Source organism: Pseudomonas migulae (assembly GCF_043225285.1).
Taxonomy (GTDB): Bacteria; Pseudomonadota; Gammaproteobacteria; order Pseudomonadales; family Pseudomonadaceae; genus Aquipseudomonas; species Aquipseudomonas migulae_C.
Genome location: NZ_CP171224.1, coordinates 6,202,421 through 6,229,152 on the forward strand (window position 1 = coordinate 6,202,421; position 26,732 = coordinate 6,229,152).

The window sequence follows — 26,732 nt, forward strand, 5'->3', positions numbered from 1 at the left end:
AGTGAGGGCACACCGAGCCTAGGCGAGGTGCCGAGTGGTGGGGCAAGAGCGCTTGGTTACTTGGCGCTTTTCCAAGTAACCCGCTGTAAAAGCGGAACCAATAGTGGCCGTTACCGCAGCAATGGATATGCACACCAGCAAAAAACTCAACACATAGCCATCGCCGGCAAGCCGGCTCCTACAGGGTTCGCAGTAAACCTCGTAGGAGCAACGCCAGACTCAAGCCAGGCTTTTGCTGACCACCTCAAACACATCGCTGGACAGCTGGCCCGAAGCACGAATCCGCTCCAGCTCGCCTTTCATCAACGCCTGACGGGCGTCGTCATACTTGCGCCAGCGCGTCAGCGGCGCCAGTTGGCGTGAAGCGATTTGCGGGTTGAAGCCGTTGAGTTCGATCACCAGGTCCGCGAGGAAGCGATAACCCGAGCCATCGGCTGCATGGAAGTTGATCAGGTTCTGCCCGGCAAAGGCACCGACCAGCGCCCGCACCTTGTTCGGGTTCTTGATGTTGAACGCCGGGTGCTGCATCAACTGACGCACACGCTCCAGACCACCCGGCAGCGTGCTGCCCGCCTGAACGCTGAACCACTGATCCATGACCAGCGGATTGTCCTTGAAGTGCTCGGCAAAACTCGCCAGCGCCCGCGCCTTGTCTTCTTCGTACGGAGAATTGACCAGCACGGCCAGCGCCGTCAGGCGTTCGGTCATGTTGTCGCTGGTCTCGAACTGCTCAAGCGTCGCCGCGAGGACTTCCGGTTTGCCGCTGAGCATCAGGTACGACAGCGCAATGTTCTGCAACGCGCGACGGGCAAAATGCTCGGCCTCGGCCACGTATGGGGTTTGCTTCGACAGATCGCGGTTGGCCTGGTAACGCAGCCACAACGCTTCGAACAGGCCTTCCGCCAATTGCTTGCGGGCAAACTCGCGAGCGATGTGGATGGCGTCGACGTCAGCCGTTTCGCTGATTTCCGTCAGATACGCCTCGCCCGGCAGCGAGAGCATTTCCGCGACCATCGCCTGATCCAGCGTCTCGTCCGACAGCACAGTACGCAACGCCGAGACCAGACGTTGATCCAGTACCAGCGCCTCGCCCTTCTGCTGCTGGGCAATCAGTTCCTGCAACACTTGCACCGACAATTGCTGACCGGCATCCCAGCGATTGAAACCGTCGCTGTCGTGCTGCATCAGGAACATCAGTTGGTCGCGGTTGTACGGGAAGCTCAGTTTCACCGGCGCCGAGAAGCCGCGCAGCAACGAAGGCAAAGGCTGTTCAGCGATGTCGACGAAGGTGAAGGTCTGCTCGGCTTCAGTCACCGAAATCACCCGCGAAGTGCCCTGGGCGCTGGCTTCGCCGGCCAGGCGCAAGGCAATCGCCGCGCCTTTGGAATCCAGCAAGCCGAGTTCCACCGGGATCACGAACGGCAGTTTTTCAACTTTGTCCGGGGTGGCCGGGCAGCTTTGACGGAAGGTCAGGCTGTAGGTTTTTGCCGCGGCGTCGTAGGACTCGCTCACTGCCAGACGCGGTGTGCCGGCCTGGCTGTACCAGCGTTTGAACTGGGTCAGGTCGACACCGTTGGCATCTTCCATGGCTTTGATGAAGTCGTCGCAGGTCACGGCCTGGCCGTCATGGCGCTCGAAATACAGATCGCTGCCTTTACGGAAGCCTTCGGCGCCGAGCAAGGTGTGAATCATGCCGACCACTTCCGAGCCCTTTTCGTACACGGTCAGGGTGTAGAAGTTGGAAATCTCGATGAAGCTGTCCGGGCGTACCGCATGCGCCATCGGGCCGGCGTCTTCGGCGAACTGGTGAGTGCGCAGGTAAGCCACGTCCTGGATGCGTTTCACGGTGGCCGAGTTCATGTCGGCGGAGAAGCCCGAATCCCGGAACACGGTGAAGCCTTCCTTCAGCGACAACTGGAACCAGTCGCGGCAGGTCACGCGGTTGCCCGACCAGTTGTGGAAGTATTCGTGGGCGACGATCGCTTCGACGCGCTGGTGCGCGGCGTCGGTCGCGGTTTCGGCGCGGGCCAGCACAGCGCTGGAGTTGAAGATGTTGAGGCCCTTGTTCTCCATGGCGCCCATGTTGAAGTCGTTGACCGCCACGATCATGAAGATGTCCAGGTCGTACTCGCGACCGTAGACTTCCTCATCCCAGCGCATCGACTTCTTCAGGCTGTTCATGGCGTGCTGGCACTTGTCGATGTTTTCCGGCTCGACATAAATACGCAGCGCCACGGAGCGCTCGGTCATGGTGGTGAAAGTGTCTTCGACGCACCACAAGTCACCGGCCACCAGCGCAAACAGGTACGCCGGTTTCATGAACGGGTCTTCCCACGTCGCCCAATGGCGACCGTCTTCGCCAGGCCCGCTGGCAATCGGGTTGCCATTCGACAACAGCACCGGATAGCTGTGCTGCTCGGCGACCACCGTGGTGGTGAACTTGCTCATCACGTCCGGGCGGTCGAGGTAATAGGTGATCTTGCGGAAGCCTTCGGCCTCGCATTGGGTGCAGAACATGCCGCTGGATTTGTACAGGCCTTCCAGCGCGGTATTGGTTTCCGGGTGGATTCTGACGCTGGTGTCGACCGTGAACGAGGTGCTGGTCGGGTGCAGGGTCAGGTGATTTTCGGTCAGCTGATAGTCAGCATCGCTCAATTCAGTATCGGCCAGCGTCACCGATAGCAGTTCGAGTTGCTGGCCATCCAGCACCAGCGGCGGCAGGCCCGGGCCGCGCTCAGGGTTGCGGCGCATCACCAGTTGCGCATGGACCAGGCTGTGGTCCTCGAACAACTCGAAGGTCAGGTGCGTCTCGTCGATCAGGTACTCGGGCGCCTGATAGTCTTTCAAATAGATCATCTTCGGTTGTTCGGTGCGCATGCTGGAGTCCTTACTGATGCACGGCGAGTTGATAAGCCGTGTACTTACGAATATTGATCACGCCGGTGTCGAAAATCAGGTACTGGCCCTTGATCCCCAGCAGCGTGCCTTCGGCAATCGGGTTCTTGTCCAGGTTGAAGCTGACGATCTTGGCCGGGTATTGCTCCACCGGATAACGGATTTCCAGCGGTTCTACGTCGGCAATAGTCTGGATCGCCTGCAGGCCGAATCGTTCCTGCAAGGCCAGCAATCCCTCGGCACAGCTGTCGAACAACTGGTCGCGAACCCCGGCCAGGTCCACCGACGCCGCTTCGCCCTTGAGTAAAGCACGCCAGTTGGTCTTGTCCGCCACCTGACTGCGGAACAGGTCTTCGACGAAGCCGGACTGCTGGCGGGTCGAGACGCGCATGATCGGCAGCGCCTGACGGGCGCCCTGATCGATCCAGCGGGTCGGCAACTGGGTGGCGCGGGTAATCCCGACTTTCACCCCGGACGAGTTCGACAGATACACAATGTGATCGGTCATGCAGAACTTCTCGCCCCACTCCGGTTCACGGCAGGTGCCAGCGTCGTAATGGCAGCGCTCCGGACTCATGATGCAGATATCGCACTGCGCCAGTTTGGTCATGCACGGGTAGCAGTAACCCTGGCTGAAACTGGTTTTGGTCTTGCGCCCGCAATGGGAGCAATGGATCGCCCCCAGGTATTCCAGACGCACCGTGCTGCCGATCAATGGATTGACCGGAACCTCGACATCGTCCAGACGAAACGCATATTGCACGTCAGCCCCGTCAAGGCGTGCCGACATCTTGCTGATTGCACCGCGGCCAATCTCGATCAATGGATGGCATCCGACTTGAACAGAATGTTCGGTACGCTGATCGACTTCGAGCTGCATTCCTGCGGGCCCATGTAGCCCGTGCGCTCTTCTTCCGGCAGGTTCTGGATTTCCCAGGCGATCATCGCTTGCAGCGACAGCTCGCGTTGTTCGGCGGTGAGTTTGCCACCGTCGGACCATTTACCGATTTCCACCGCCAGTTTCAGGCTCTGGTAGATATCGGGCGTGATGTTTTTGATCATTTCGTTAAAAGAGGACATCAAGGTCTCCGAACTTACATAACTGTTTTAGGCGGCCAGTTTACGGCGGTTGTACAAACCACCCAACAAGCCGGTCAAGCATCCGACGAGCAACCCGCCGACGTGGGCCGCGTTGGCAATTTCACCGAAGCCAATCATCGAGACCAGCCCGGACAGGCACAGCAGCAGCCACACCAGCATCATCACCAGCACACCGCGCGGCAGGCGATAGGCCCGGTTCGGCGACAGCACCTGGAAAATCCAGCAATGCCCGAGCAGGCCGTACAGCACGCCCGACAACCCGCCAAACAGGGTCGGGCCACTGAAATAGAACTGGGCGTAATTGGACACCAGGGCGAACAGCAGCGTCAGGCCGATCAGGTTGATGCTGCCCTGGCGCGACTCGATGCGCCGCCCCAGCTCCCAGTACCACATGCCGTTCATGGCCAGGTGCAGGATGCCGAAGTGGATCAGCATCGGCGTCACCAGGCGCCACCACTGCCCCGCCGCCAGGCTGTCAGCCAGCGGCACGAAATGGATGTATTCGCCGACCACGCGGAAATCGAGGAAGGTCAGCCAGCGCATCGTCTCGAGATTTTCGCCCAGCAGCGTCACGGCGCCGACGATCAGGCTCAGCAACAGCACGATCGCGGTCGCCTTGGCGTGGCGCAGTTGTTCGATGAAACCGGGACGCGGGGTGGTCTTCGCCACCGGGATGTGCAGCTGCTCGTCGGGATCGCCCGCCGGGAAACGCTCGTACAACGCACGCACGTCCTCGCTGATGTTGGCGGGCACCCACAGCACTTGCTCGCCCAGCTCCTCGCTGACCCGATGCGGCACCTGCATGCGTTGCAGCAGTTTGACAAACCCGCTCAGATCCACCGCCAGCGGCAGGCGCAATACGGCCACGGCACTCATCGCAGCACCTCCGGCCGTTCGACGTCGACCCAGACGAATTTATGCGGATCGAGCCGGGTTTCCTGGTCCAGGCGATAGGCAACCAGTTTGCCGTAGAGCACCGCGCTGTAATCCAGGCACGCCAGGTTCGGGCGGATCGGCGCCGGTTTGCCGCTGCGCCAGTAGTGGCCGACGAACAACAAGGGCTCATCAGCGCCATAGCGCAGCAAGGTGTTTTTCTCGGTGGACGACAGCGGCGTGCGGGCCACGGGTTCCGGCAAGGCGTCAGGCTGAAACACGATGTCTCCGTAGGTTTGCGGGTCGTCTTCCCAGAACTTGGTGCGGAAGAACGAACGCGTCAGGCCATCGCCGCTGGTCATGGTCAAGCCGTCGGGCAAACGCATGTCGGTGCCGCGCAGCAAGCGGTCGAACACGGTGCAGGCGAAACTGCCCGGCACGGCCGAAGCCTGGAGGAAATGTTCATCGACGCAGCCATCGGGAAACAGCGCGCGCAACGGCTCGATCAGTCCCGAATCCCAGCAGGCGTGCACCACGCGGAAACGCCCGGCATCGACAAACAGCGGCAGCTCATAGAACCACTGCTGAAAGTCATGCCAGTCACCGGGGTGATCTTCGAACTGCGCAAGGGTTTCGCCCAGCAGGCGCGCATGGCGCGGCGTGTGCTCGCGCACGAACTGCTTGCCGCTGCCGGGAGGCGCCGGGGTGCTCCAGCCGAGTGCGTTGAATTCATGGTTGCCCATGATGCACAACGCCTGGCCGGCCTCGACCATGTCGTGGACGATGTGCAGCGCTTCGCGAATCCGCGGGCCGCGGTCGATGATGTCACCGACGAACACCGCCATGCGCGACGGATGCCGCCAGACGCCACCCTGTTTGTGATAACCGAGCTGGTCGAGCAAGTGCTCAAGGGTCAGGGCGCAACCGTGCACGTCACCGATCAGGTCGTAACTTCGCGCGGGATCGAGCATCAGTCGCCTCCACCCCCCAACTTGCTGCCCCAACCGAGTTTGGTCCGGCAGACTTCATAATAGTTGTGGTCGAGCGGATGAATCAGTCGCAGCTTCTGGGCTTTCTTGCTGACGGTGATGGTGTCGCCCGGCGCGCAGGTGAAGTGGTTCTGACCGTCACAGGAGACTTGCGGGTATATCTGCATATCCTTGGACACGACGATTTTCAGCTCACTGTTGCCATCGACCACGATCGGCCTACCCGACAAGGTATGGGGGTACATCGGCACAATCACAATAGCGTCGAGCTTGGGGTGCATGATCGGGCCGCCGGCGGACAGCGCGTAGGCGGTAGAACCGGTCGGTGTGGCGACGATCAGGCCGTCGGCCTTCTGGCTGCAGACAAACTGGCCGTCGATGTACAGCTCGAACTCGATCATCCGCGTCGATTTACCGGGGTGCAGCACCACATCGTTCAGCGCGTCGCCCTGGCCAATGGCCTCGGCGTGGCGGCGGACTTCGGCCTGAAGCAGGAAGCGGTTTTCCACCAGATAGTGGCCGTCGAGCACTTCGGCGACCTTGACTTCGAGTTCGTCGGGACGGATATCGGTGAGGAAACCCAGGCTGCCCCGGTTGATGCCGAGCACCGGAATGTTGTGCCGGGCCAGCGCGCGGGCGGCGCCGAGAAGACTGCCGTCACCGCCGACCACAATCACCATGTCACATACTTCGCCGAGCATCTTGCGCGACGAGGTTTGCAGGCCATGACCCGGCAGCACTTCGGCGATGGTGTCTTCGAGGATCACGTGCAGGTGACGATCGAGCAGAAACCGTTTCAGTCGGCGGACGGTATCCAGCACCTGCGAACTGCCCAGGCGACCGATGATGCCGATATTACGAAATTGCTCCATGGGGCTCCTGCGGGGGTCTGCGGCGGCGAAAAACACGATTATGGGCGAAAGCGCGGGATAGACAAAATCCTTTCAGCTACAAGGGTGTACTCATGTTTAAGGCTATGCTCGCAAGATGATCCTATTTCCCGACTTGCAGCCGTTACCCCACCAGTTGCGCCACCCCGAAGTGCGCGATCTGGCCTGGGTCATCCTCGCGCCGCCGATGCTCGAGGTCACGCCGTGGCCGCAGCGTCACCCGCTGGCCGGCAGCGACTGGGTGCAGGCTCCGGAACAGCTCGAGCGCTGGCTGCGGCAACTGGATCGCGACAGTTATGACTTGCTGCACTGGCTGGCCCAGGCCCGCACCCGACGCCTCGGGCTGTATTACGAAAGGCTGTGGCAATACGCGGTGCGCCACGCGCCGGGCATCGAACTGATTGCCGCCAACCTGCCAATCCGCCGCGAAGGCCACACGCTGGGCGAGCTGGACATGCTGCTGCGCGATCGCGACGGCGTGCATCATCTGGAACTGGCGATCAAGCTTTACCTCGGCCCGCAGAACGGCGACGGGCATGACACGGCGTTTTGGCTAGGCCCCGGGTGTCACGATCGGCTGGATCGAAAGCTGGCCCACCTGAGCCAGCATCAACTGCCGATTTCCGCGCGTGCGGAGAGCCGTGAAGTGCTTGCTGCGCTGGACATCCAGCAGTTCAGCGCGCACCTGTGGCTGGGCGGTTATCTGCTGTACCCGTGGCCGGGGCAGTCCCGCTCGCCGAACGGCGCGCATCCGCAGCATTTGCGCGGCAGTTGGCTGCATCAGAAAGACTGGAAGGACTTTGTCGCGCAACGACCCTTCGGGCGCTGGCAACCCCTGCCCCGCCATGCCTGGCTGGCGCCGGCGCACTACCCGGTGGAGCAGACCTGGGACTCGGAACAGCTGGAGGCGTGGCTCCAGGACCTGAACCCGCTCGCGCCGGCGCAGTTGCTGGTGCGCCTGGTCGAGAATGCCGACGGGGACTGGGAGGAAACGGAACGGTTGTTTCTGGTGGCGGATCTTTGGCCGAATGTGCCGGGCAGTGGTTGAGTTTTTGTAGCGTCTGGCCCGGCCCTATCGCGAGCAGGCTCGCTCCCACAGGGAGCTGCATTCCAATGTGGGAGCGAGCCTGCTCGCGATAGAGCCAACCCGGTTTAGAAGGACAACCGCACCGCCAGCGCCGCCAACGTCACCAGCAACACCGGCACCGTCAACACAATCCCCACCTTGAAGTAATAACCCCAGCCGATCCGAATGCTCTTGCGCTCCAGCACATGCAGCCACAACAACGTCGCCAGGCTGCCGATCGGCGTGATCTTCGGCCCCAGGTCACTGCCGATGACGTTGGCGTAGATCATCGCTTCCTTCACCACCCCTGTTGCCTGGCTGGCATCGATCGACAACAGACCAATCAGCACCGTGGGCAGGTTGTTCATCATCGACGACAGCAACGCCGTCAACACCCCGGTGCCCATGGCCGCGCCCCAGACCCCATACCCGGCAAAACCATCCAGCCAACCCGCCAGATACCCGGTAAGCCCGGCATTGCGCAGCCCGTAGACCACCAGATACATGCCCAGGGAAAAAATCACGATGTGCCACGGCGCCTCTTTCATCACCTTGCGCGTGGAAATCTTGTGGCCCCGGGCGGCAATCGCCAGCAGCAACGCGGCGCACACCGCCGAAATGGCGCTGATGGGAATGCCCAACGGTTCCAGTGCGAAGCAGCCGAGCAGCAGGATCAGCAACACCGCCCAGCCGGCGATAAACGTGGCCTTGTCGTGGATGGCGCTGGCCGGTTCTTCCAGTTGTTCGGGGTCGTAATCCTTGGGAATGTCACGCCGGAAGAACCACATCAACACCGCCAGCGTCGCGGCCACGCTCACCAGGTTGACCGGGATCATCACGGCGGCGTAGCGATTGAACGTGATGTGAAAGAAGTCGGCGGAGACAATGTTCACCAGGTTCGACACCACCAGCGGCAGGCTCGCGGTGTCGGCGATAAACCCGGCGCCCATCACGAACGCCAGGGTCGCCGCCGGGGAAAAACGCAGCGCCAGCAACATCGAAATCACGATGGGCGTGAGGATCAGCGCCGCGCCGTCATTGGCGAACAATGCCGAGACCAGCGCGCCAAGCAACACCATGTAGGCAAACAACTTGCGCCCGCTGCCCCGCCCCCACCGCGCGACATGCAATGCCGCCCAGGCGAAGAACCCGGCCTCGTCCAGCAACAGGCTGATGATGATCAGCGCGACAAACGTACCCGTGGCATTCCAGATGATCTGCCACACCAGCGGGATGTCGCTCAGGTGCACCACGCCGAAAATCAGCGCCAACACAGCGCCGAACACGGCACTCCAGCCGACACCGAGGCCTTTGGGTTGCCAGATCACGAGGGTGATGGTCAGCAGGAAAATCAACGAGGCGGTGAGCATGCAAGCGCAGCCATCAAACAAGGGGCGGCTAAAATACCGCAGTTCACCGACCCGATGTAAGCGGGATAACAGCGCTACATGGGGCCCTTGTAGGAGCCGGCTTGCCGGCGATGGCGGCCGTTAGACCGATGCAGATTCCAAAGGCCCCATCGCCGGCAAGCCGGCTCCTACACGGGCTGTGTGTTTGTCAGGTTTTTTTGTGTTGCTCGACCCATTGGGCATAGGCGTTGATGAAGCTTTGCAAGAACGGCTTCACGGCATCGGACAGCTTGCCCGCCTCGTCGAATGCCGTGCCGGCGCCACCAAGGTACGCTTCCGGTTGCTGCATGCAGGGCACATTGAGAAACACCATCGACTGGCGCAAATGGTGGTTGGCGCCAAATCCGCCGATAGCCCCCGGTGACACACTGATTATCGCGCCGGGTTTGCCGCCCCAGGCGCTTTTACCATAGGGCCGCGAACCCACGTCGATCGCATTCTTCAACGGTGCCGGTACCGAGCGGTTGTATTCAGGGGTGACGAACAGCAACGCGTCGGATGAACTCACTTCCTGCCGGAAAGTGCTGTAGGCTGCCGGCGGTGATTCGCCATCGATGTCTTCGTTGTACAGCGGCAAGTCGCCGATTTCGACGATCTTCAGTTTGAGATTCGCCGGTGCCAGATCGGCCAGGGCCAAAGCAACCTTGCGATTGATCGAGCCCTTTCTCAAACTGCCGACCACAACGGCGATCGTATAGACATTGCTCATGGAAGATTCTCGACTGTCCGATGGAAAGAGCTAGTAGTTATAGATGACGATTCACGCAGTGGGCGACTGAAACCGCCGTCCCTGACTTTTTTTTTCCTGTAGGAAAACTTACCTCGCCCAACCACGGTCTACTGAGCCGCAAATTGAGTGATTTATCTCCAGAGGTTCTAAGCAGATGGCAGCAGTACTCGTCGGTCAGTTCCACGCAAGAGACGCGGAAGGCCGTGTCTATTCCGTGCATGAGTTCCAGGAATCCACCCCGTCCGCAGACGGCATCGCCGGCTCCGCGCCTGTTACCACCTACAAGCTGGCCATTGGCGATCGTGTAAAAAAACTCGATGAAAACCAGTTCCTGCTGGTGCAATCGGACGTCACGATCATTCGTGAGCCCGATACGTTCATTGCGGGCGTAGCGGAAACCAACGTCGCTTCATAACCTTGCGTTATGAGCAGAAGTCATATGCGCGGACTTGGGTTAGGATTCAGTCACTGACTCCTCCACCTGCTGAACATGGACTTCACGCATGCGTTTACGTCATATCGAAGTGATCCAGGCGCTCCTGCAGACCGGTCACCTGGGGACCGCCGCCGAATGGCTGCAGCTGCCAGTGACCGAGGTCGAAGGCATTCTGCGTGATGCCGAGAGTCAGTTGGGCTTCATGCTGTTTTCCAGCGTCCGTGGGCGTTTGCAAGCCACGCGCGAGGCGCGGGAACTGCAAGTGGAAATCGCCCGCGTCTACGACGCGCTTGAACCGGTCCAGCGTCTGGCCAGCAGCCTCAGGCAATATCAGGCCCCGCCCCTGCGCATCATTTGCACCCCGCCGCTGGCACAACAACTGTTGCCACAGAGCATTGCGGCCCTGCGCCGACGCCTTCCCGACGTCCCTTGCAGCCTGCTGAGCCAACCCACCCGCGACATCGTCAAAAGCCTGCTGCTGCGCGAAAGCGATCTGGGTCTGAGCCTGCATGATCCCGATCGCGCAGACATTCATTGCCAGGTCATCGCCCAGGGCAAGCTGCAGTTGCTGGCACCCCATGGTTGGCTACAACCCAAGCAAAAATACATTTCGCTGCAGGATCTGGCGGGCCAGTCGATGGTCGGCCTCGAAGGCCATGATCCGCTGAGCCCGGCGCTGGACAACAAGCTGCATGGCCTGCGCCCGGCGCCCGTCGTGCACACTCGTGTGCAGACGCACCAGATGATGCGCAGTATGGTCGAGGCCGGTGAAGGCCTGGCGATTGTCGACCCGTTCACGGCGCTAGGCGCAAAAACTGCCGGCCTGGATGCCTGCCCGCTGGCGCCCGCCGTGCCGATCAGCGTCTACGCCCTGACCTTGAAAAACGGCGAGCCTTCCCCGGCGGTTCAGGCGTTGCTGGAGATCGTCACGGAACAAGCCGCGGCGATGTTGGCGAGCTGATCGGGTTTTCCAGCGGGTTATCGAACAGTCGATACCAGAACAGCGCCACTTCGGCGGTGTTCGGATCGATCCCGCGATAGCGCAAGTGATCGACGCCACCCACGACATAACCGCAGCGTTCATATAGCCGACATGCGCCCAGATTATTGTTCTGGGTTTCGAGCATGATGCCCGGGAGTTTTTTCTTGCGACTCCAGAATTGCGCCACGTCCAGCAGCGCCTTGGCCACGCCATGCCGCCGGGCCGGCGCATGAACCGCCAGCTCGTCGATATGGGCAAAGCCGTTCCAGTTGGTGCTGATCACCAGGTGACCCACGGGTTCATCGTCGAGATACGCCATGAAAATCGCGCTGTCGGCGGCATCGCGAAAACTGCTGAACTCCTCGGGATCAATGCCGTAGCACTTGCGGTACGGAGTAATGGGCGTCACCCGCCACTGCTCCACCGGTTTGCCGATTTCGGCGGCGCCGTAGGCCGCGACTTCAAAACTGAAATCACTGCCCCAGATGTAGGCGGCGAAGCCATCGTCGGCAACGCGCACCGACAGCCCTGGGTACTTCGGATTCATGACCGGTTGCATACTGGGAAAGGTCCTCACTCCTTGATGCAATCGACGGTGTAATGCCGCCCATTGCCCTCGTCTTCGTGTTGCAAGCCGTGCACATCGGCGACAAATCCAGGAAAACTGCTGTCGAACGTGCGGGCAAACGCCAGGTAATCGATGATCGAGCGGGTTGAATCGGTGAAGCGTTCGCCGGGCATGATCAACGGGATCCCCGGCGGATAAGGTACGAGCATCACGGCGGCGATGCGGCCGTGCAGCGCATCGATCGACACTGCCTCCACCTCGCCACGCACCAGGTGATCGTAGGCGTCAGCGGGTTTCATGGCGATTTCCGGCAGCACGGTGTACATGCGCTTGAGATGTTTGGCCGTGGCGTTGCTGCGATAACAGGCATGCAGTTGATCGCACAAGTCACGCAAGCCCATGCCCTTGTAGCGCGCGCCGTCCTGTTGCGCCACGCACGGCAAACAGGTGGCGAGACTGACATTGGCGTCGTAGCTGCGCTTGAATTCCAGCAACTCGGTCAACAGCGTGCTCCATTTGCCTTTGGTGATGCCCATGGAAAACAGCACCAGGAACGAATACAAACCGGTTTTCTCGACGACCAGCCCGCGCTCCCATAGGAACTTGCTGACCACCGCCGCCGGAATTCCGCGCTCACTCAACGCGCCGCCCGCCGTCAGCCCCGGCATCACCAGGGTGACCTTGACCGGATCGAGCAGCACATAGTCGTCGGTCACGCCGCCAAAGCCGTGCCAGTCAGCATCCGGCTGCAGCAACCAGTCTTCTGTGACCACACGCTCGATGCCTTCCACCGACGGTGGCTGCCAGATCGAAAACCACCAGTCATCGGCAGCGATGTGTTGTCGGAGGTTGGCCAGCGCCCGGCGAAAACTCAAGGCTTCGTCGAACATTTCCTGTAACAAGGAACGACCGGCCGGGCCTTCCATCATCGCCGACGCCACGTCCAGCGAGGCAATGATGCTGTACTGCGGCGACGTGGAGATGTGCATCATGAACGCTTCGTTGAAGCGATCGCGATCCAGCTGCCGCGCGCCGCCGTCCTGGACGTGAATCATCGACGCCTGGCTGAACGCCGCCAACAGCTTGTGGGTTGAATGGGTGGTGAACACCAGCGGGCTGTCTTCACTGCGGGAAGTACCCATGCCGTAACGCCCGGCAAAGAACTCGTGAAACGCCGCGTAGGCGTACCAGGCTTCATCGAAATGCAGCACTTCAACGCTGTTGCCGAGGTTTTGCTTGATCAGTTCGGCGTTGTAGCACAGACCGTCGTAGGTCGAATTGGTCACCACCGCCAGCTTGACCCTGGGTTCGCGCCCCTTCGTCAGCGGACTGGCGTCGATCTTGGCCTGGATCGACTCGCGACTGAATTCGCTGAGCGGAATCGGGCCGATGATCCCCAGTTCGTTACGTTCCGGGCACAGGTACAACGGAATCGCGCCGGTCATGATGATCGAATGCAACACCGATTTGTGGCAGTTGCGGTCCACCAGCACCAGATCATCGCGAGCCACCATGGAATGCCAGACGATCTTGTTGGCTGTCGAGGTGCCATTGATCACGAAAAACGTGTGATCGGCGCCGAAATTGCGCGCCGCTCGCGCTTCAGCCTCGGCCAGCGGCCCGGTGTGATCGAGCAACGAACCCAGCTCCGGCACCGACACCGACAGATCCGAACGCAGGGTGTTTTCCCCGAAGAACTGATGGAACGCCTGCCCCACCGGACTCTTGTGATACGCCACACCACCGCCGTGACCGGGGGTGTGCCAGGAATAATTGGAATCGGCCGTGTGCTGCACCAGCGCCTTGAAGAATGGCGGCAGCAATCCATCGAGGTATTTACGCGCAGCCCGCGCAACTTGCCGCGCCAGAAACGGCACGGTGTCCTCGAACAGATAAAGAATCCCGCGCAGTTGATTGAGCTCGTCCATGGCGTCGGCCGGGGCGTTTTCCAGCGTCACTTGTTCGCCGAGGGCGAAGATCGGCAGGTCCGGCGCACGCACCCGTGCCAGCCCGATGAGGTCGGCCATGTTCTGCAATAAATGGGAATTGGCGCTGGGGTCTTCGGCGGCGATCAACATGCACGAGAGGCCGTGATGGGTCGACGCGACCAGGCGTCCCTCGGTGTAATCCACCGCCGAGACAATGCTGAAGCCTTCCTGCTCCAGCTCCCGTGCGATGCCACGCACGCGATCACCGGCAACGGTGTCGGCCTTGATGTCACGATGGACGATCAAAACCGGGAATTTCAAATCTTTATACATGGGGCTCAGTGTCCTGAGGCGGCAGGCCTTGGCCTGCCAATAACCTCAGGGTAGAGGGTTGAGGCGGATGTGGCGAGCGCCGATGCCCCGAAATGGGTCATCAATATCCGTGGATCACACAACCTTGTAGGAGCCGGCTTGCCGGCGATAGCGTCCGTTCAGGCGATGAATGTGTCGACTGTCCTACCGCAATCGCCAGCAAGCCGGCTCCTACAGATTCGATGTCTCTCAGGGAGATTTAAGCTTGGGCTTCAGCCTCGACCAGCTGCTCCCACAGCGAGGGAGCGCCGGCGGATTTGGCGATGATTTGCAGGCGGGCCATGTGTTGCGCCAGGTCATCCTCGCTGGCGCGGATGATCCGCGTCGGCTGACGATCAGCCGGCAAACGGCGGATTTCCGTGGCGGAATTGTCCGCGCCTTCGCCGGAGCCATTGCCGTCGGAAGCGTTACCGGCCAGCGACAGGCTGGTCTGGCCGCCGGTCATGGTCAGGTAGACGTCGGCGAGGATCTCGGAGTCGAGCAAGGCGCCGTGGAGTTCACGGCCGGAGTTGTCGACGCCATAACGTTTGCACAACGCATCGAGGCTGTTGCGCTGCCCCGGGTGACGTTCCCGGGCCATCATCAGGGTGTCGAGGATCGAGCAGTGCTGCGTGATGTCCGCGCGATCGTGCTGGCCCATCAGGGCGAATTCGTTGTTGATGAAACCAACGTCGAACGCCGCGTTATGGATGATCAGCTGTGCGCCCTTGATGAATTCGAAAAACTCATCGGCCACTTCAGTGAAGCGCGGCTTGCCCACCAGGAATTCGTTGGTAATGCCGTGGACGCCGATGGCGCCTTCGTCACTTTCGCGGTCCGGTTGCAGGTAAACGTGGAAATGCCGGCCCGTCAGGCGCCGACCAATCAACTCGACACAACCGATTTCGATAATCCGGTGGCCGTCGGTCACCGGCATGCCGGTGGTTTCGGTATCGAGTACAACGGATCTGGTGGCCATCAGTGCTCAGCTCTCAACGGGTCAATCGTGCAAAAGCGGCGATGTTATCACGCTCGCCGGGTACGTCGCGCACAGGCCAGTGGCTGGCTTGTCATTTGTAGGAGCCGGCTTGCCGGCGATGGATCTTGAGCCTTGTACGGACCGCGAGGACGCTATCGCCAGCAAGCTGGCTCCTACGGGATTGCGCTGAATCACGCTTGTTTGTAACCGCGCACTTCATCCACGCCACGGTTCGCCAACTGGTCCGCCCGTTCGTTGCCGTGATGGCCAATGTGCCCGCGCACCCATTTCCATGTGACGTTGTGGCGGTTGACCTGCTCGTCCAGCAACTTCCACAGGTCAGCGTTCTTCACCGGCTCCTTCGCCGCCGTTTTCCAGCCGCGCTTCTTCCAGTTGTCCATCCACTCGTTGATGCCTTTCATGACGTACTGGGAGTCGGTCACCAGCAGCACGTCGCAGGAGCGCTTAAGCTCTTCGAGCCCGCGGATCGCGCCCATCAGTTCCATGCGGTTGTTGGTGGTATTCGCTTCGCCACCCCAGAGTTCTTTTTCAACGCCCTTGCAAACCAGCAAAGCGCCCCAGCCGCCAGGGCCGGGATTGCCTTTGCAGGCGCCGTCGGTGAAGAGTTCTACGCTATCGCTCATGCCAATCTATCCAGAAAAATGCGGTGGCTCGCCGATCCGTGATCGACGATGCCCGAGGCCGGGGCAGCCCCGGCCGGGAATAAAAAAGGTATTACGGTTCGATATTGCGCCGGTTGACCTTGGCCATCGGCAAGGGAATCAGCTTGCCCATCGGTTCGCGGCGCTCCTGACGCAACGGACGCAGGCCCACCACGATCTTGCGCGCGACCAATAAATAGAAGCCGCCGCCCGAGAGTTGCCAGTCACCGGCCTTGCGTTCCCAACCGGCCAGACGGGCTTGCCAGGCGGGGGACGCCAGCGGCGGACGATAGCACCCGAAGCGGCGTTTCTCCAGCGCGAAGCCCAGCAGGTTCAGCCAGTCGCCAACCCGCGACGGCGAGATGCAGCGGGCCTTGCGCAAAGCATCATGGGCAAACACATGGCGCAATCCCCAGCTGCTCCAGGGGTTGATCCCGATAATCAGCAAATGCCCGCCGGGACGCACGCTGCTCGCCGCTTCGCGCAGCAGGCCGTGGGGTGACAGACAGAAATCCAGGCCGTGCTGCAACACCACCACATCGGCGGCATGCTCGCTCAACGGCCAGGCTTGTTCTTCACAGACGATTTCGACACCCGGCAACGGCGCGCCGAGCCGCACATTGCGCTGGACCTGGGGCGCCGGCGGAGGTGTTTCGGCCGAAGGTCCGTAATGCACCAGATAGCCGCCGAAGAAGCGCCCCAACTCGTCTTCGAGCATGCGGCGCTCTTCGTCCAGCAGAAATTGCCCGAGGGGCCCGGACAGCCATTCACGGGCCGCGCTGATCAAGGCCAGCCAGTCAGGATCAGCCTGAGCGAACGCTTTATCAGTCATTGCATTCTCCAACGCGCCAGGAAGTTCTAAGATGCGCCATTGTTTTCCGCTTGGCGAATCCGACGATGATACAGATCACAGCCCTGCCCGCCTTCACCGACAACTACATCTGGTTGTTACAAGACCCCACCACCAAGCGCTGTGCCGTGGTCGATCCGGGCGATGCCGCGCCGGTACAGGCCTGGCTTGCGGCGAATCCGCAATGGGCATTGAGTGACATTCTGATCACTCACCATCATCACGACCACGTCGGCGGTGTCGAGCAGCTGAAAAAAGCGACGGACGCGAAGGTCTACGGCCCGGCCAGCGAAAACATTCCGGCGCGGGACGTTGCGCTCAAGGACAACGACCGCATCAACGTGCTCGGCTGGGACTTCGAGGTGATCACCGTTCCCGGCCATACCCTGGGACATATCGCCTACTACCATCAGGGCGTGCTGTTTTGCGGCGACACACTGTTCGCCGCCGGTTGCGGACGGCTGTTCGAAGGCACCCCCGAGCAAATGCACACCTCGCTGACACGCCTCGCCTCCTTTCCGGAGGACACGCGGGTTTACTGCACCCACGAATACACCTTGAGCAACCTGCGTTTTGCCGTAGCGGTCGAACCCGGCAACCCGCATACCGTCGAGCGTCTGGCCAAAGTCACGGAACAACGGGCCGCTGGCGTCATTACTTTGCCGTCGACATTGGCCCTGGAAAAACAGACCAACCCCTTTTTACGTGTCGGCGAAACATCCGTTAAAGAAAAAGTGGACGAACGGGACGGCTCCAAAAACCGGGCTCCGAGTGCGGTTTTTGCTGCTCTGAGGGCTTGGAAAGATACGTTCTGACGAAGATTGTCATCAGGGCGAAAAATCTGAATGGTTGACCGCAAGGGGTGCGCTTTCTAGAATCGCCCGACATTTTTGCCCGGAACTTACTTCCAGCCAATGTCGTCATCCATACGTAAAGCCATCAATTCAGACGCATTGACCCGCTTGGCTCAAGCCATAGCGGTGGCTGTGTCCGCCACTTTGGCGGGCTGTTCCAGCCATGTGCCGCAGACCGAAGCGGCCCACACTCCGAATATTGCCGCACGCGCCAAACAGAAACCCATCTGGCTCAGCGAGAAACCGAGTCCACAGATCCCGCAGGACGTCTGGGAGCGCATGCGCCAGGGCTTCCAGTTGCAGGAAGGCCTGGGCGTCAACCCGCGCATCGAGCAACAGCGCCTGTGGTTCGCCAGCAATCCTTCTTTCCTTGAGAACGCCGGCGAACGCGGCAGTCTCTACATCCATTACATCGTCGAACGCCTTGAAGAACGCAACATGCCGCTGGAACTGGCGCTGTTGCCGGTGATTGAAAGCGCCTACAACCCGATGGCCTATTCCCGGGCCGACGCGGTGGGCCTTTGGCAATTCATCCCTTCCACCGGGCGTTACTTCAACCTGCGTCAGACCCGCTTCTATGATGGCCGTCGCGATATCACCGCGTCGACCACCGCTGCGATGGATTACCTGACGCGCCTGCACGACATGTTCAACGGCGACTGGCTGCTGGCCCTCGCGGCCTACAACGCCGGTGAAGGCACGGTCAGCCGGGCCATCGAGCGCAACGAAAAGCTCGGCCTGCCAACCGATTACTGGAACCTGCCGCTGCCCGCGGAAACCCAGGCTTATGTGCCGAAACTGCTGGCCTTGTCGCAAGTAGTCCTGGCGCCTGAAGCCTACGGCGTGAACCTGAACCCGATCGCCAACGAACCGTATTTCCAGGTCGTCGAAATCAACCAGCGCATGGACCTGTCGAAGGTTGCCGCGGTGGCCAACATCGACGAAGACGAACTGTTCCAGCTCAACCCGGCCTTCAAGCAACGCACCACCACCCTGGACGGTCCTCAGCATTTGCTGGTGCCAACGTCCAAGGCGCAGTTGCTGACCGCCAGCCTGCAGACCATGCGCCCTGAAGAGTTGATCAGCAAGAAGCCGCTGAAGCCGGTTTTCGAAGGCTCCGACGACGCCCAGCTCGCTACCCTCAAACGCGCCTACCGCGTCAAACGTGGTGATAACCTCGGCACCATCGCCAAGGCCAACAAGGTCGACGTCAAGGACCTGCAACGCTGGAACAAGCTCACCGGCAAGGACCTCAAGGTTGGCCAGACGCTGGTGATGCAGGACAAGACCAAAGGCAACACCGGGCGGGTCAATACCGTTGTGGCGGCCAATACCAAGACCTCTGGCAAGAAGGACAGCAAGAAGCCGCAGACCCAATACAAGGTCCAGCAGGGTGATTCGCTGTACATCGTGGCCAAGCGTTTCAACGTTGAAATGCAGCACCTCAAGCGCTGGAATCCGCGCGTCGGCCAGGCGCTGAAGCCGGGTCAGATGTTGACGGTTGCTTCGCCGCATTAAAAAAAGCCCCTGACTCCAGGGGCTTTTTTTTGCCCGAAAACCGACGCCATACCTGTAGGAGCGAGCCTGCTCGCGATGGACCCGAGGGCACCGCGGGGTATCAGGCTACCCGCGTTATCGTTAACGGCCATCGCGAGCAGGCTCGCTCCTACAATGGCCACGTTGCCCAAGCATTAAATCCCCGTCTTTTTCCTGTCCATACAAGCTGTTACTGTACGGCCCACAAAGCCCAAGCCGCCTGGATCGGATCTCTGACTTGAAGCGTCCCCTCCTCCTGCTCCTGATCAGCCTGGCCTTGAGCTCCACCGCAAGCGCGACGATCAGCGAAAGCCATGGTTATGCGCAGTTCGGCACGCTCAAGTACCCGGCCAGATTTACCCACTTCGACTGGGTCAACCCGCAAGCGCCCAAGGGCGGTACGTTGCGGGTGATGGCGTTTGGCACCTTCGATACGCTCAATCCGTACACCTTCAAGGGTTCAAGCCCGGTCTCCACCGCGAATTTCCTGCAATACGGCATCAATGAGCTGAACGAGCCGCTGATGGTCGGCACCGGCCAGTACGCGCCGTCCGGCGACGAGCCCACGTCCAGTTATGGCCTGATTGCCCAATCGGTGGAGTACAGCGAGGACCGCAGCTGGGTGGTGTTCAACCTGCGCCCCGAAGCACGCTTTCACGATGGCACGCCGATCACCGCGTATGACGTCGCGTTCTCCTACCGCTTGCTGCTCAAGGAAGGCCACCCGCAATACCGCACCAACCTGCAGGAAGTGCTGCGGGTCGACGTACTCAATCCGCAGCGCATCCGCTTTGTCTTCAAGCGCGCCGGCAACCCGTTGTTGATCCTGCGCCTGGGCGAGTTGCCGGTGCTGCCGCAGCATTACTGGAAAGGTCGCGACTTCAAGGCCACCACCTTCGAGCCGCCGCTGGGCAGCGGACCGTACCGGATCACCTCGGTCACGCCTGGACGGCAGCTGGTGTTCGAGCGGGTCAAGGATTACTGGGGCAAGGACCTGCCGGTGAATCGCGGCAAATACAATTTCGACCGCATGGAAGTCGAGTTCTACCGCGATAGCGACGTGGCGTTCGAGGCGTTCAAGGCCGGCGAGTTCGATATCTACATCGAGCATCAGGCCAAGAACTGGGACAACGGCTACCGCTTCCCGGCGATCAATCGCGGCGATGTGATCAAGGCGCAGATCCCGCATCAGATCCCGACCCAGAGCCAGGGTCTGTTCATGAACAGCCGCCGCGCGACCTTCTCCGATGCAAAGGTTCGTGAAGCATTGGGCATGATGTTCGACTTCGAATGGACCAATCGCACGCTGTTCAGCGGCGCCTACAAGCGCGCCATGAGTTACTACCCCAACAGCGAATTTTCCGCCACCGGGCTGCCGGTCGGCCACGAATGGCTGTTGCTCAAGCCGTATCGCGAGCAACTGCCCACCAAACTGTTCACCGAGCCCTTCAGCCTGCCGCAGACCCAAGGCCGCGGCATCCCGCGGGAAACCATGCGCAACGCATTGAGCCTGCTGGCCGAGGCCGGCTGGAAGCTGAATGGCCAACGCGTGCAAAATGCCGCCGGCCAACCGCTGAGCCTGGAAATATTGCTGGTCAACCCGAACCTTGAGCGCATCCTCCAGCCCTATGTCGAGAACCTCGCCAGCATCGGCATCGACGCCCGCCTGCGCACGGTGGATCGCGCCCAGTACAAACAGCGCCTCGACCAGTTCGATTTCGACATGATTCTGATGACCCTCAACCAGACCCTCAGCCCGGGCCTGGAGCAATGGCAGTACTTCCACTCCAGCCAGGTCGGGGTCAAGGGCAGCAAAAACTACGCGGGGATCGCCAACCCGGTGGTCGATCATCTGCTCGAACAATTGCTCGCCGCCCAGACCCGCGATGAACAGGTTGCCGCCGGCAAAGCGCTGGACCGGGTGCTGCTGTGGCAGCACTACATCATTCCCAACTGGTATCTCAATTATCACCGCCTGGCTTACCGCAACCGGTTTGCCTTCATCACTACGCCGCCCTATACGCTGGGCCTGAGCGCGTGGTGGTTGAAATCTTCGGAGAAAGATCGATGAAATCCGTACGTGCCCTGCTGTTGCAGGCCAGCGGCCTGTTGTTCGCCGGGCTGGCCAGCGCCGCCCCGCAACACGCCGTCACCTTGTACAACGAACCGCCGAAATACCCGGCCGACTTCAAACACTTCGATTACGTGAACCCTGACGCGCCCAAGGGCGGTATCTTCCGTCAGGCCGGTTTCGGCGGCTTCGACAGCCTCAATCCGTTCATCAGCAAAGGCGTACCGGCCGATGACATCGGCATCATCTACGACACCCTGGCCAAACAGGGCCTTGATGAGCCGTTCACCGAATATGGGCTGGTGGCGGGCAAAATCGAAAAAGCCCCGGACAACAGCTGGGTGCGTTTCTACCTGCGCCCCGAAGCCCACTTCCACGACGGTCATCCGATCCGCGCCGAAGACGTGGTGTTCAGCTTCGAAACGCTGACCAAGGAAGGCGCCCCCCTCTATCGCGGTTACTACAGCGACGTTGCCGAAGCGGTCGCCGAAGACCCGCTGACCGTGCTGTTCAAGTTCAAGCACACCAATAACCGCGAACTGCCGTTGATCCTCGGCCAGTTGCCGGTGCTGCCCAAACACTGGTGGGCGACGCGTGATTTCAACAAGGGCAACCTGGAACTGCCGCTGGGCAGTGGCCCGTACAAGGTCGCCGAAGTGAAGGCCGGGCGCTCGGTACGTTACGAGCGGGTCAAGGATTACTGGGGCAAGGACCTGCCGGCCAACCGTGGTTTCTACAATTTCGACGTGATGACCACCGATTACTACCGAGACAACACCGTCGCCCTCGAAGCGCTCAAGGCCGGACAGTTCGATTTCTGGCTGGAAATGAGCGCGAAGAACTGGGCCAATGCCTACAACACCCCGGCCGTCACCGAGGGCCGGCTGATCAAGGAACAGATCGTCAACGGCAACCCCACCGGCATGCAGGGTTTCGTCTTCAACATGCGCCACCCGGTGTTCCAGGACGTGCGTGTGCGTCAGGCGCTGACGCTGCTGCTGGATTTTGAATGGACCAACAAGCAGCTGTTCAATGGCGCCTATGTGCGTACCCGCAGTTTCTTCGAAAACTCGGAAATGGCCGCCACCGGCCTGCCGGACGCCGATCAACTGGCGATCCTCGACCCGTTCCGCAGCCAACTCCCGGCCGAGGTGTTCAGCGAAGCGTTCCAGAACCCGACGACCGACGGCAGCGGCATGATCCGCACGCAGCAGCGCAAGGCATATCAACTGCTGCAGGAAGCCGGCTGGCGGATCGTCGATGACAAGATGGTCGACGCCAACGGAAAACCGGTGACGATCGAATTCCTGCTGGCCCAGACCGAATTCGAACGGGTGCTGTTGCCGTTCAAGCGCAACCTGAGCGACCTGGGCATCGACCTGGTGATTCGCCGGGTCGACGTCTCGCAGTACATCAACCGCGTGCGCTCTCGTGACTTCGACATGATCGTCGGCAGCTTCCCGCAATCGAACTCGCCGGGTAACGAACAGCGCGAATTCTGGATGTCGGCGGCCGCCGACAAACCCGGCAGCCGCAATTCGATGGGGTTGAAAGACCCGGTAGTGGATCAACTGGTCGAGCAACTGATCAACGCCGACTCACGCAAAAGCCTGGTCGCCCACGCCCGGGCACTGGACCGCGTGCTGCAATGGGGTTATTACGTGATCCCCAACTGGCACATCAAGACCTGGCGCGTGGCTTACTGGAACCACATCGGTCATCCGAAAATCTCACCCAAGTACGACATCGGCACGGCCACCTGGTGGATCAAGCCCAACGTGACACCGGCGATAGAAATCGAAACCAAACTGCAAGCCGACCCTGCGGGCACGGAGTAATAGATGCTGGCGTATATTTTTCGGCGACTGCTGCTGATCATCCCGACGTTGTTCGGCATCTTGCTGATCAACTTCGTGATCATCCAGGCCGCCCCCGGGGGGCCGGTAGAGCAAATGATCGCCAAGCTTGAAGGCTTCGAAGGCGCCACCAGCCGCATTGCCGGCGGCGGTGCCGAAGTGTCGGTGGCTGGCTCGGCCTATCGCGGCGCCCAGGGTCTCGATCCCGCGCTGGTCAAGGAAATCGAGCACATGTACGGCTTCGACAAATCGGCGCCGGAACGCTTGTGGATCATGGTCAAGAACTACGCCACCCTGGATTTCGGCGACAGCTTCTTCCGTGACGCCAAGGTCATCGACCTGATCAAGGAAAAGATGCCGGTCTCGATCTCCCTCGGGCTGTGGAGCACGCTGATCATGTACCTGGTGTCGATCCCGCTGGGGATCGCCAAGGCCACGCGGCACGGCAGCCATTTCGACGTCTGGACCAGCTCGTTGATCATCGTCGGCTACGCGATCCCGGCGTTCCTGTTCGCCATCCTGCTGATCGTGCTGTTCGCCGGCGGCAGTTATTTCGACTGGTTTCCGCTACGGGGCCTGACCTCGAACAACTTCGATGAACTGAGCATGGGCGGCAAGGTGCTCGATTATTTCTGGCACCTGGCGTTGCCGGTGACCGCGCTGGTGATCGGCAACTTCGCGACCATGACCCTGCTCACCAAAAACAGCTTCCTCGATGAAATCAACAAGCAGTACGTGGTGACGGCCAAAGCCAAAGGCCTGACCAACCACCGCGTGCTCTACGGCCATGTGTTCCGTAACGCCATGCTGCTGGTGATCGCCGGTTTCCCTTCGGCCTTCATCGGGATCTTCTTCACCGGCTCGTTGTTGGTGGAAGTGATCTTCTCCCTCGACGGGCTGGGGCTGATGAGCTTCGAAGCGGCGATCAACCGTGATTACCCGGTGGTCTTTGGCACGCTGTTCATCTTCACGTTGCTGGGGCTGGTGGTGAAACTGATCGGCGACCTGACGTACACCTTTGTCGATCCGCGCATCGACTTCGAAAGCCGGGAGCATTGAGATGAACCTGTCCCCTCTCAATCGCCGACGTTTCGAACTGTTCAAGGCCAACAAGCGTGGCTGGTGGTCGCTGTGGCTGTTCCTGGTGCTGTTCGGCCTGAGCCTCGGTGCCGAGCTGATCGCCAACGACAAACCGCTGGTGGTGCACTACGACAACAGCTGGTACTTCCCGGCGATCAAGCGCTACCCGGAAACCACCTTCGGCGGCGAATTCCCGCTGGAAGCCAACTACAAGAGCCCGTACATCCGCGAACTGCTAAAAGCCAAGGACGCCTGGGTGTTGTGGGCGCCGATTCCTTTCAGCTACCAAAGCATCAACTACGACCTGAAAGTCCCCGCCCCCGCGCCGCCCTCCGCCGACAACCTGCTGGGCACTGACGACCAGGGTCGCGACGTGTTGGCGCGGGTGATCTACGGTTTCCGGATTTCCGTGCTGTTTGCCCTGAGCCTGACCATTCTCAGCTCGATCATCGGTGTGATTGCCGGGGCGCTGCAGGGTTTCTACGGTGGCTGGGTCGATCTGGCCGGGCAGCGCTTCCTGGAGATCTGGTCGGGTTTGCCGGTGTTGTATCTGCTGATCATTCTCGCCAGCTTCGTCCAGCCGAACTTCTGGTGGCTGCTGGGGATCATGCTGCTGTTTTCGTGGATGAGCCTGGTGGACGTGGTCCGTGCCGAGTTCCTGCGCGGGCGCAACCTCGAATACGTGCGCGCGGCGCGAGCGCTGGGGATGCAGAACGGTGCGATCATGTTCCGCCATATTTTGCCGAACGCCATGGTCTCGACCATGACCTTCATGCCGTTCATCCTGACCGGCGCCATCGGCACGCTGACCGCCCTCGATTTCCTCGGTTTCGGTTTGCCGCCGGGCGCGCCGTCGCTGGGCGAGCTGGTGGCCCAGGGTAAATCCAACCTGCAGGCGCCGTGGCTGGGCATGAGCGCGTTTGCGGTGCTGGCGCTGATGTTGAGTCTGCTGGTGTTCATCGGCGAGTCCGCTCGCGATGCCTTCGACCCGAGGAAGTGAAATGAATCAGGACAATCTGATCGAAGTGCGCGACCTGTCCGTCGAATTCGTCGTCGGTGAGCGCTGCCAACGTGTGGTCGAAGGCGTCAGTTTCGATATCCGGCGTGGCGAAACCCTGGCCCTGGTCGGTGAAAGCGGTTCCGGCAAATCGGTGACCGCCCACTCGATCCTGCGGCTGCTGCCCTACCCGCTCGCACGGCATCCGAGCGGCACCATTGAGTATGCGGGGCAGGACCTGCTGAGCCAGAAAGAGAAAACCATCCGCCACATCCGCGGCAACCGGATCGCGATGATTTTCCAGGAGCCGATGACCTCGCTCAACCCGCTGCACTCGATCGAAAAGCAGATCAACGAGGTGCTGGGCATCCACAAAGGCCTGGTCGGCAAAGTCGCCACCAAGCGCACCCTTGAGTTGCTGGAACTGGTCGGCATTCCCGAGCCGCACAAGCGCCTGAAGGCCTTGCCCCACGAATTGTCCGGTGGCCAGCGTCAGCGGGTGATGATCGCCATGGCCCTGGCCAACGAGCCGGAACTGCTGATCGCGGATGAACCGACCACCGCGCTGGACGTGACCGTCCAGCTGAAAATCCTCGAATTGCTCAAGGAATTGCAGGCCCGCCTGGGCATGGCATTGTTACTGATCAGTCACGATTTGAACCTTGTGCGAAGAATTGCGCATCGCGTATGTGTCATGCAGCGCGGTTGCATCGTCGAACAGGCATCGTGCGAAGAGTTGTTCCGCGCGCCGCAGCATCCGTACACTCGGGAACTGCTGGCAGCGGAGCCCAGCGGCAAGCCGGCGACCAACGTGATAGGCCCGCCGTTGTTGCAGGTCGAGGACTTGAAAGTCTGGTTCCCGATCAAGAAAGGCCTGCTGAAAAAGACCGTCGATCACATCAAAGCGGTGGACGGCATTAATTTCAGCCTGCCGCAGGGGCAGACCCTCGGGATCGTGGGTGAAAGCGGTTCCGGCAAGTCGACCCTCGGGTTGGCGATTTTGCGGCTGATCGGTAGCAAAGGCGCGATCCGGTTTGAAGGCAAGCAGCTAGACTGCCTGACGCAGCAACAGGTTCGGCCGCTGCGTCGGGAGATGCAGGTGGTGTTCCAGGACCCGTTCGGCAGCCTGAGCCCGCGGATGTGCGTGAGCCAGATCGTCGGCGAAGGCCTGCGGATCCACAAGATCGGCACCGAGGCGGAACAGGAACAAGCGATTATCGAGGCACTGAAGGAGGTAGGTCTGGATCCGGACACCCGGCACCGCTACCCCCACGAATTTTCCGGCGGGCAACGGCAGAGAATCGCCATTGCCCGGGCATTGGTGTTAAAACCGGCGCTGATTCTGCTGGACGAGCCGACTTCGGCCCTCGACCGGACAGTGCAGCGCCAAGTGGTGGAGCTGCTGCGTTCACTGCAAACCAAGTACAACCTGACGTATCTGTTTATCAGCCATGACCTGGCTGTCGTCAAAGCGCTGAGCCACCAGCTGATGGTGGTCAAGCATGGCCAAGTGGTCGAACAGGGGGACGCGCAAAGTATCTTTGCCGCCCCCCAACATCCGTATACACAGCAGTTGCTGGAAGCCGCTTTTCTGGCACCAGCCACTGCGCAATAACCTGAAAGAGGAGC

Annotated in this window: 23 protein-coding genes; 10 read left to right on the plus strand and 13 right to left on the minus strand. The window is 60.8% G+C overall.

Annotated features, from left to right (window positions below; all coding sequences use genetic code 11):
• Positions 1-219 precede the first annotated feature (219 nt).
• Genes pepN through ACF6ZU_RS28380 form a run of 6 tightly spaced genes read right to left on the minus strand, consistent with a single transcriptional unit; the run spans position 220 to position 6,730 of the window.
• Positions 220-2,877, minus strand: a complete 2,658-nt coding sequence (gene pepN, locus ACF6ZU_RS28355) for an aminopeptidase N (protein WP_392889153.1) — start codon at positions 2,875-2,877, stop codon at positions 220-222.
• A 10-nt stretch (positions 2,878-2,887) separates the two neighbouring features.
• The gene (locus tag ACF6ZU_RS28360; RefSeq protein WP_392889155.1) at positions 2,888-3,718 is read right to left on the minus strand and encodes a DUF2797 domain-containing protein; all 831 of its coding nucleotides are present in this window, start codon (positions 3,716-3,718) and stop codon (positions 2,888-2,890) included.
• Complete coding sequence (locus ACF6ZU_RS28365; RefSeq protein WP_133836178.1) at positions 3,715-3,975, minus strand: YeaC family protein; 261 nt, start codon at positions 3,973-3,975, stop codon at positions 3,715-3,717. The genes ACF6ZU_RS28360 and ACF6ZU_RS28365 overlap by 4 nt, the downstream gene beginning before the upstream one ends.
• 27 nt (positions 3,976-4,002) lie before the next feature.
• Positions 4,003-4,872 carry a rhomboid family intramembrane serine protease gene (locus ACF6ZU_RS28370; RefSeq protein WP_392889158.1) on the minus strand — a complete coding sequence of 290 codons (870 nt, stop codon included), beginning with the start codon at positions 4,870-4,872 and terminating at the stop codon, positions 4,003-4,005.
• Positions 4,869-5,843: a metallophosphoesterase gene (locus ACF6ZU_RS28375; RefSeq protein ID WP_392893952.1), complete on the minus strand. Its 975-nt coding sequence runs from the start codon at positions 5,841-5,843 to the stop codon at positions 4,869-4,871. The genes ACF6ZU_RS28370 and ACF6ZU_RS28375 overlap by 4 nt, the downstream gene beginning before the upstream one ends.
• Positions 5,840-6,730 (minus strand): NAD(+) kinase, encoded by an 891-nt coding sequence (locus ACF6ZU_RS28380; protein ID WP_007988608.1) that lies wholly within the window; start codon positions 6,728-6,730, stop codon positions 5,840-5,842. Before ACF6ZU_RS28380 ends, ACF6ZU_RS28375 begins: the two co-directional genes overlap by 4 nt.
• A gap of 115 nt (positions 6,731-6,845) precedes the next feature.
• On the opposite strand from ACF6ZU_RS28380, the gene ACF6ZU_RS28385 reads away from it, so the two are divergent.
• On the plus strand, positions 6,846-7,796 hold the full coding sequence (locus ACF6ZU_RS28385; protein WP_392889161.1) for a DUF1853 family protein: 951 nt from the start codon (positions 6,846-6,848) through the stop codon (positions 7,794-7,796).
• Between the two features lie 104 nt (positions 7,797-7,900).
• On the opposite strand, the gene ACF6ZU_RS28390 is transcribed toward ACF6ZU_RS28385, so the two are convergent.
• Together ACF6ZU_RS28390 and ACF6ZU_RS28395 are read right to left on the minus strand one after the other, a co-directional pair.
• The gene (locus ACF6ZU_RS28390; protein ID WP_392889163.1) at positions 7,901-9,184 is read right to left on the minus strand and encodes an arsenic transporter; all 1,284 of its coding nucleotides are present in this window, start codon (positions 9,182-9,184) and stop codon (positions 7,901-7,903) included.
• 187 nt (positions 9,185-9,371) lie between these two features.
• Positions 9,372-9,932, minus strand: coding sequence for an NADPH-dependent FMN reductase (locus ACF6ZU_RS28395; RefSeq protein WP_392889165.1), 561 nt, complete (start codon positions 9,930-9,932; stop codon positions 9,372-9,374).
• A gap of 175 nt (positions 9,933-10,107) precedes the next feature.
• Here ACF6ZU_RS28395 and ACF6ZU_RS28400 point away from each other — a divergent pair, with 175 nt between their 5' ends.
• Together ACF6ZU_RS28400 and ACF6ZU_RS28405 are read left to right on the plus strand one after the other, a co-directional pair.
• Complete coding sequence (locus tag ACF6ZU_RS28400; protein WP_392889167.1) at positions 10,108-10,368, plus strand: hypothetical protein; 261 nt, start codon at positions 10,108-10,110, stop codon at positions 10,366-10,368.
• 88 nt (positions 10,369-10,456) lie between these two features.
• Positions 10,457-11,350, plus strand: a complete 894-nt coding sequence (locus ACF6ZU_RS28405) for a LysR substrate-binding domain-containing protein (RefSeq protein ID WP_392889169.1) — start codon at positions 10,457-10,459, stop codon at positions 11,348-11,350.
• On the opposite strand, the gene ACF6ZU_RS28410 is transcribed toward ACF6ZU_RS28405, so the two are convergent.
• The 5 genes from ACF6ZU_RS28410 to ACF6ZU_RS28430 all read right to left on the minus strand — a co-directional run bounded on the left by ACF6ZU_RS28410 (position 11,316) and on the right by ACF6ZU_RS28430 (position 16,691).
• Positions 11,316-11,930 carry a GNAT family N-acetyltransferase gene (locus ACF6ZU_RS28410; RefSeq protein ID WP_392889171.1) on the minus strand — a complete coding sequence of 205 codons (615 nt, stop codon included), beginning with the start codon at positions 11,928-11,930 and terminating at the stop codon, positions 11,316-11,318. The genes ACF6ZU_RS28405 and ACF6ZU_RS28410 overlap by 35 nt on opposite strands.
• A 14-nt stretch (positions 11,931-11,944) precedes the next feature.
• Positions 11,945-14,200 carry an Orn/Lys/Arg decarboxylase N-terminal domain-containing protein gene (locus tag ACF6ZU_RS28415; RefSeq protein WP_392889173.1) on the minus strand — a complete coding sequence of 752 codons (2,256 nt, stop codon included), beginning with the start codon at positions 14,198-14,200 and terminating at the stop codon, positions 11,945-11,947.
• 238 nt (positions 14,201-14,438) lie between these two features.
• Positions 14,439-15,197 carry a DNA polymerase III subunit epsilon gene (gene dnaQ, locus ACF6ZU_RS28420; RefSeq protein ID WP_392889175.1) on the minus strand — a complete coding sequence of 253 codons (759 nt, stop codon included), beginning with the start codon at positions 15,195-15,197 and terminating at the stop codon, positions 14,439-14,441.
• 191 nt (positions 15,198-15,388) lie between these two features.
• Complete coding sequence (rnhA, locus tag ACF6ZU_RS28425) at positions 15,389-15,841, minus strand: ribonuclease HI (RefSeq protein WP_008028618.1); 453 nt, start codon at positions 15,839-15,841, stop codon at positions 15,389-15,391.
• Positions 15,842-15,932: 91 nt separating this feature from the next.
• Entirely contained in the window at positions 15,933-16,691 is a 759-nt protein-coding gene (locus ACF6ZU_RS28430) for a methyltransferase domain-containing protein (RefSeq protein WP_392889179.1), read from the minus strand.
• A 65-nt stretch (positions 16,692-16,756) separates the two neighbouring features.
• Between ACF6ZU_RS28430 and gloB the strand changes: the two genes are divergently transcribed.
• The 7 genes from gloB to ACF6ZU_RS28465 all read left to right on the plus strand — a co-directional run bounded on the left by gloB (position 16,757) and on the right by ACF6ZU_RS28465 (position 26,718).
• Positions 16,757-17,524 carry a hydroxyacylglutathione hydrolase gene (gene gloB, locus ACF6ZU_RS28435; RefSeq protein ID WP_392889181.1) on the plus strand — a complete coding sequence of 256 codons (768 nt, stop codon included), beginning with the start codon at positions 16,757-16,759 and terminating at the stop codon, positions 17,522-17,524.
• A gap of 99 nt (positions 17,525-17,623) precedes the next feature.
• Positions 17,624-19,081 (plus strand): transglycosylase SLT domain-containing protein, encoded by a 1,458-nt coding sequence (locus ACF6ZU_RS28440; protein WP_392889182.1) that lies wholly within the window; start codon positions 17,624-17,626, stop codon positions 19,079-19,081.
• Positions 19,082-19,355: 274 nt separating this feature from the next.
• Positions 19,356-21,170: an extracellular solute-binding protein gene (locus tag ACF6ZU_RS28445; RefSeq protein ID WP_392893954.1), complete on the plus strand. Its 1,815-nt coding sequence runs from the start codon at positions 19,356-19,358 to the stop codon at positions 21,168-21,170.
• Positions 21,167-23,008, plus strand: a complete 1,842-nt coding sequence (locus tag ACF6ZU_RS28450) for an extracellular solute-binding protein (RefSeq protein ID WP_392889184.1) — start codon at positions 21,167-21,169, stop codon at positions 23,006-23,008. The genes ACF6ZU_RS28445 and ACF6ZU_RS28450 overlap by 4 nt, the downstream gene beginning before the upstream one ends.
• A gap of 3 nt (positions 23,009-23,011) precedes the next feature.
• Positions 23,012-24,085, plus strand: coding sequence for a microcin C ABC transporter permease YejB (locus ACF6ZU_RS28455; protein WP_392889186.1), 1,074 nt, complete (start codon positions 23,012-23,014; stop codon positions 24,083-24,085).
• A gap of 1 nt (position 24,086) precedes the next feature.
• The gene (locus ACF6ZU_RS28460; protein WP_392889187.1) at positions 24,087-25,106 is read left to right on the plus strand and encodes an ABC transporter permease; all 1,020 of its coding nucleotides are present in this window, start codon (positions 24,087-24,089) and stop codon (positions 25,104-25,106) included.
• Between the two features lies 1 nt (position 25,107).
• A complete protein-coding gene (locus tag ACF6ZU_RS28465; protein ID WP_392889189.1) occupies positions 25,108-26,718 on the plus strand; it encodes an ABC transporter ATP-binding protein in 1,611 nt (536 codons plus the stop codon).
• Positions 26,719-26,732 lie beyond the last annotated feature (14 nt).

Coding starts and splice junctions, on each gene's coding strand:
- pepN (WP_392889153.1), bottom strand. CDS start 2,877: ATGCGCACCGAACAACCGAAGATGATCTATTTGAAAGACTATCAGGCG.
- ACF6ZU_RS28450 (WP_392889184.1), top strand. CDS start 21,167: ATGAAATCCGTACGTGCCCTGCTGTTGCAGGCCAGCGGCCTGTTGTTC.
- ACF6ZU_RS28440 (WP_392889182.1), top strand. CDS start 17,624: ATGTCGTCATCCATACGTAAAGCCATCAATTCAGACGCATTGACCCGC.
- ACF6ZU_RS28380 (WP_007988608.1), bottom strand. CDS start 6,730: ATGGAGCAATTTCGTAATATCGGCATCATCGGTCGCCTGGGCAGTTCG.
- ACF6ZU_RS28370 (WP_392889158.1), bottom strand. CDS start 4,872: ATGAGTGCCGTGGCCGTATTGCGCCTGCCGCTGGCGGTGGATCTGAGC.
- rnhA (WP_008028618.1), bottom strand. CDS start 15,841: ATGAGCGATAGCGTAGAACTCTTCACCGACGGCGCCTGCAAAGGCAAT.
- ACF6ZU_RS28365 (WP_133836178.1), bottom strand. CDS start 3,975: ATGTCCTCTTTTAACGAAATGATCAAAAACATCACGCCCGATATCTAC.
- ACF6ZU_RS28395 (WP_392889165.1), bottom strand. CDS start 9,932: ATGAGCAATGTCTATACGATCGCCGTTGTGGTCGGCAGTTTGAGAAAG.
- ACF6ZU_RS28415 (WP_392889173.1), bottom strand. CDS start 14,200: ATGTATAAAGATTTGAAATTCCCGGTTTTGATCGTCCATCGTGACATC.
- ACF6ZU_RS28410 (WP_392889171.1), bottom strand. CDS start 11,930: ATGCAACCGGTCATGAATCCGAAGTACCCAGGGCTGTCGGTGCGCGTT.
- ACF6ZU_RS28405 (WP_392889169.1), top strand. CDS start 10,457: ATGCGTTTACGTCATATCGAAGTGATCCAGGCGCTCCTGCAGACCGGT.
- dnaQ (WP_392889175.1), bottom strand. CDS start 15,197: ATGGCCACCAGATCCGTTGTACTCGATACCGAAACCACCGGCATGCCG.
- ACF6ZU_RS28430 (WP_392889179.1), bottom strand. CDS start 16,691: ATGACTGATAAAGCGTTCGCTCAGGCTGATCCTGACTGGCTGGCCTTG.
- ACF6ZU_RS28465 (WP_392889189.1), top strand. CDS start 25,108: ATGAATCAGGACAATCTGATCGAAGTGCGCGACCTGTCCGTCGAATTC.
- ACF6ZU_RS28385 (WP_392889161.1), top strand. CDS start 6,846: ATGATCCTATTTCCCGACTTGCAGCCGTTACCCCACCAGTTGCGCCAC.
- ACF6ZU_RS28455 (WP_392889186.1), top strand. CDS start 23,012: ATGCTGGCGTATATTTTTCGGCGACTGCTGCTGATCATCCCGACGTTG.
- gloB (WP_392889181.1), top strand. CDS start 16,757: ATGATACAGATCACAGCCCTGCCCGCCTTCACCGACAACTACATCTGG.
- ACF6ZU_RS28400 (WP_392889167.1), top strand. CDS start 10,108: ATGGCAGCAGTACTCGTCGGTCAGTTCCACGCAAGAGACGCGGAAGGC.
- ACF6ZU_RS28460 (WP_392889187.1), top strand. CDS start 24,087: ATGAACCTGTCCCCTCTCAATCGCCGACGTTTCGAACTGTTCAAGGCC.
- ACF6ZU_RS28390 (WP_392889163.1), bottom strand. CDS start 9,184: ATGCTCACCGCCTCGTTGATTTTCCTGCTGACCATCACCCTCGTGATC.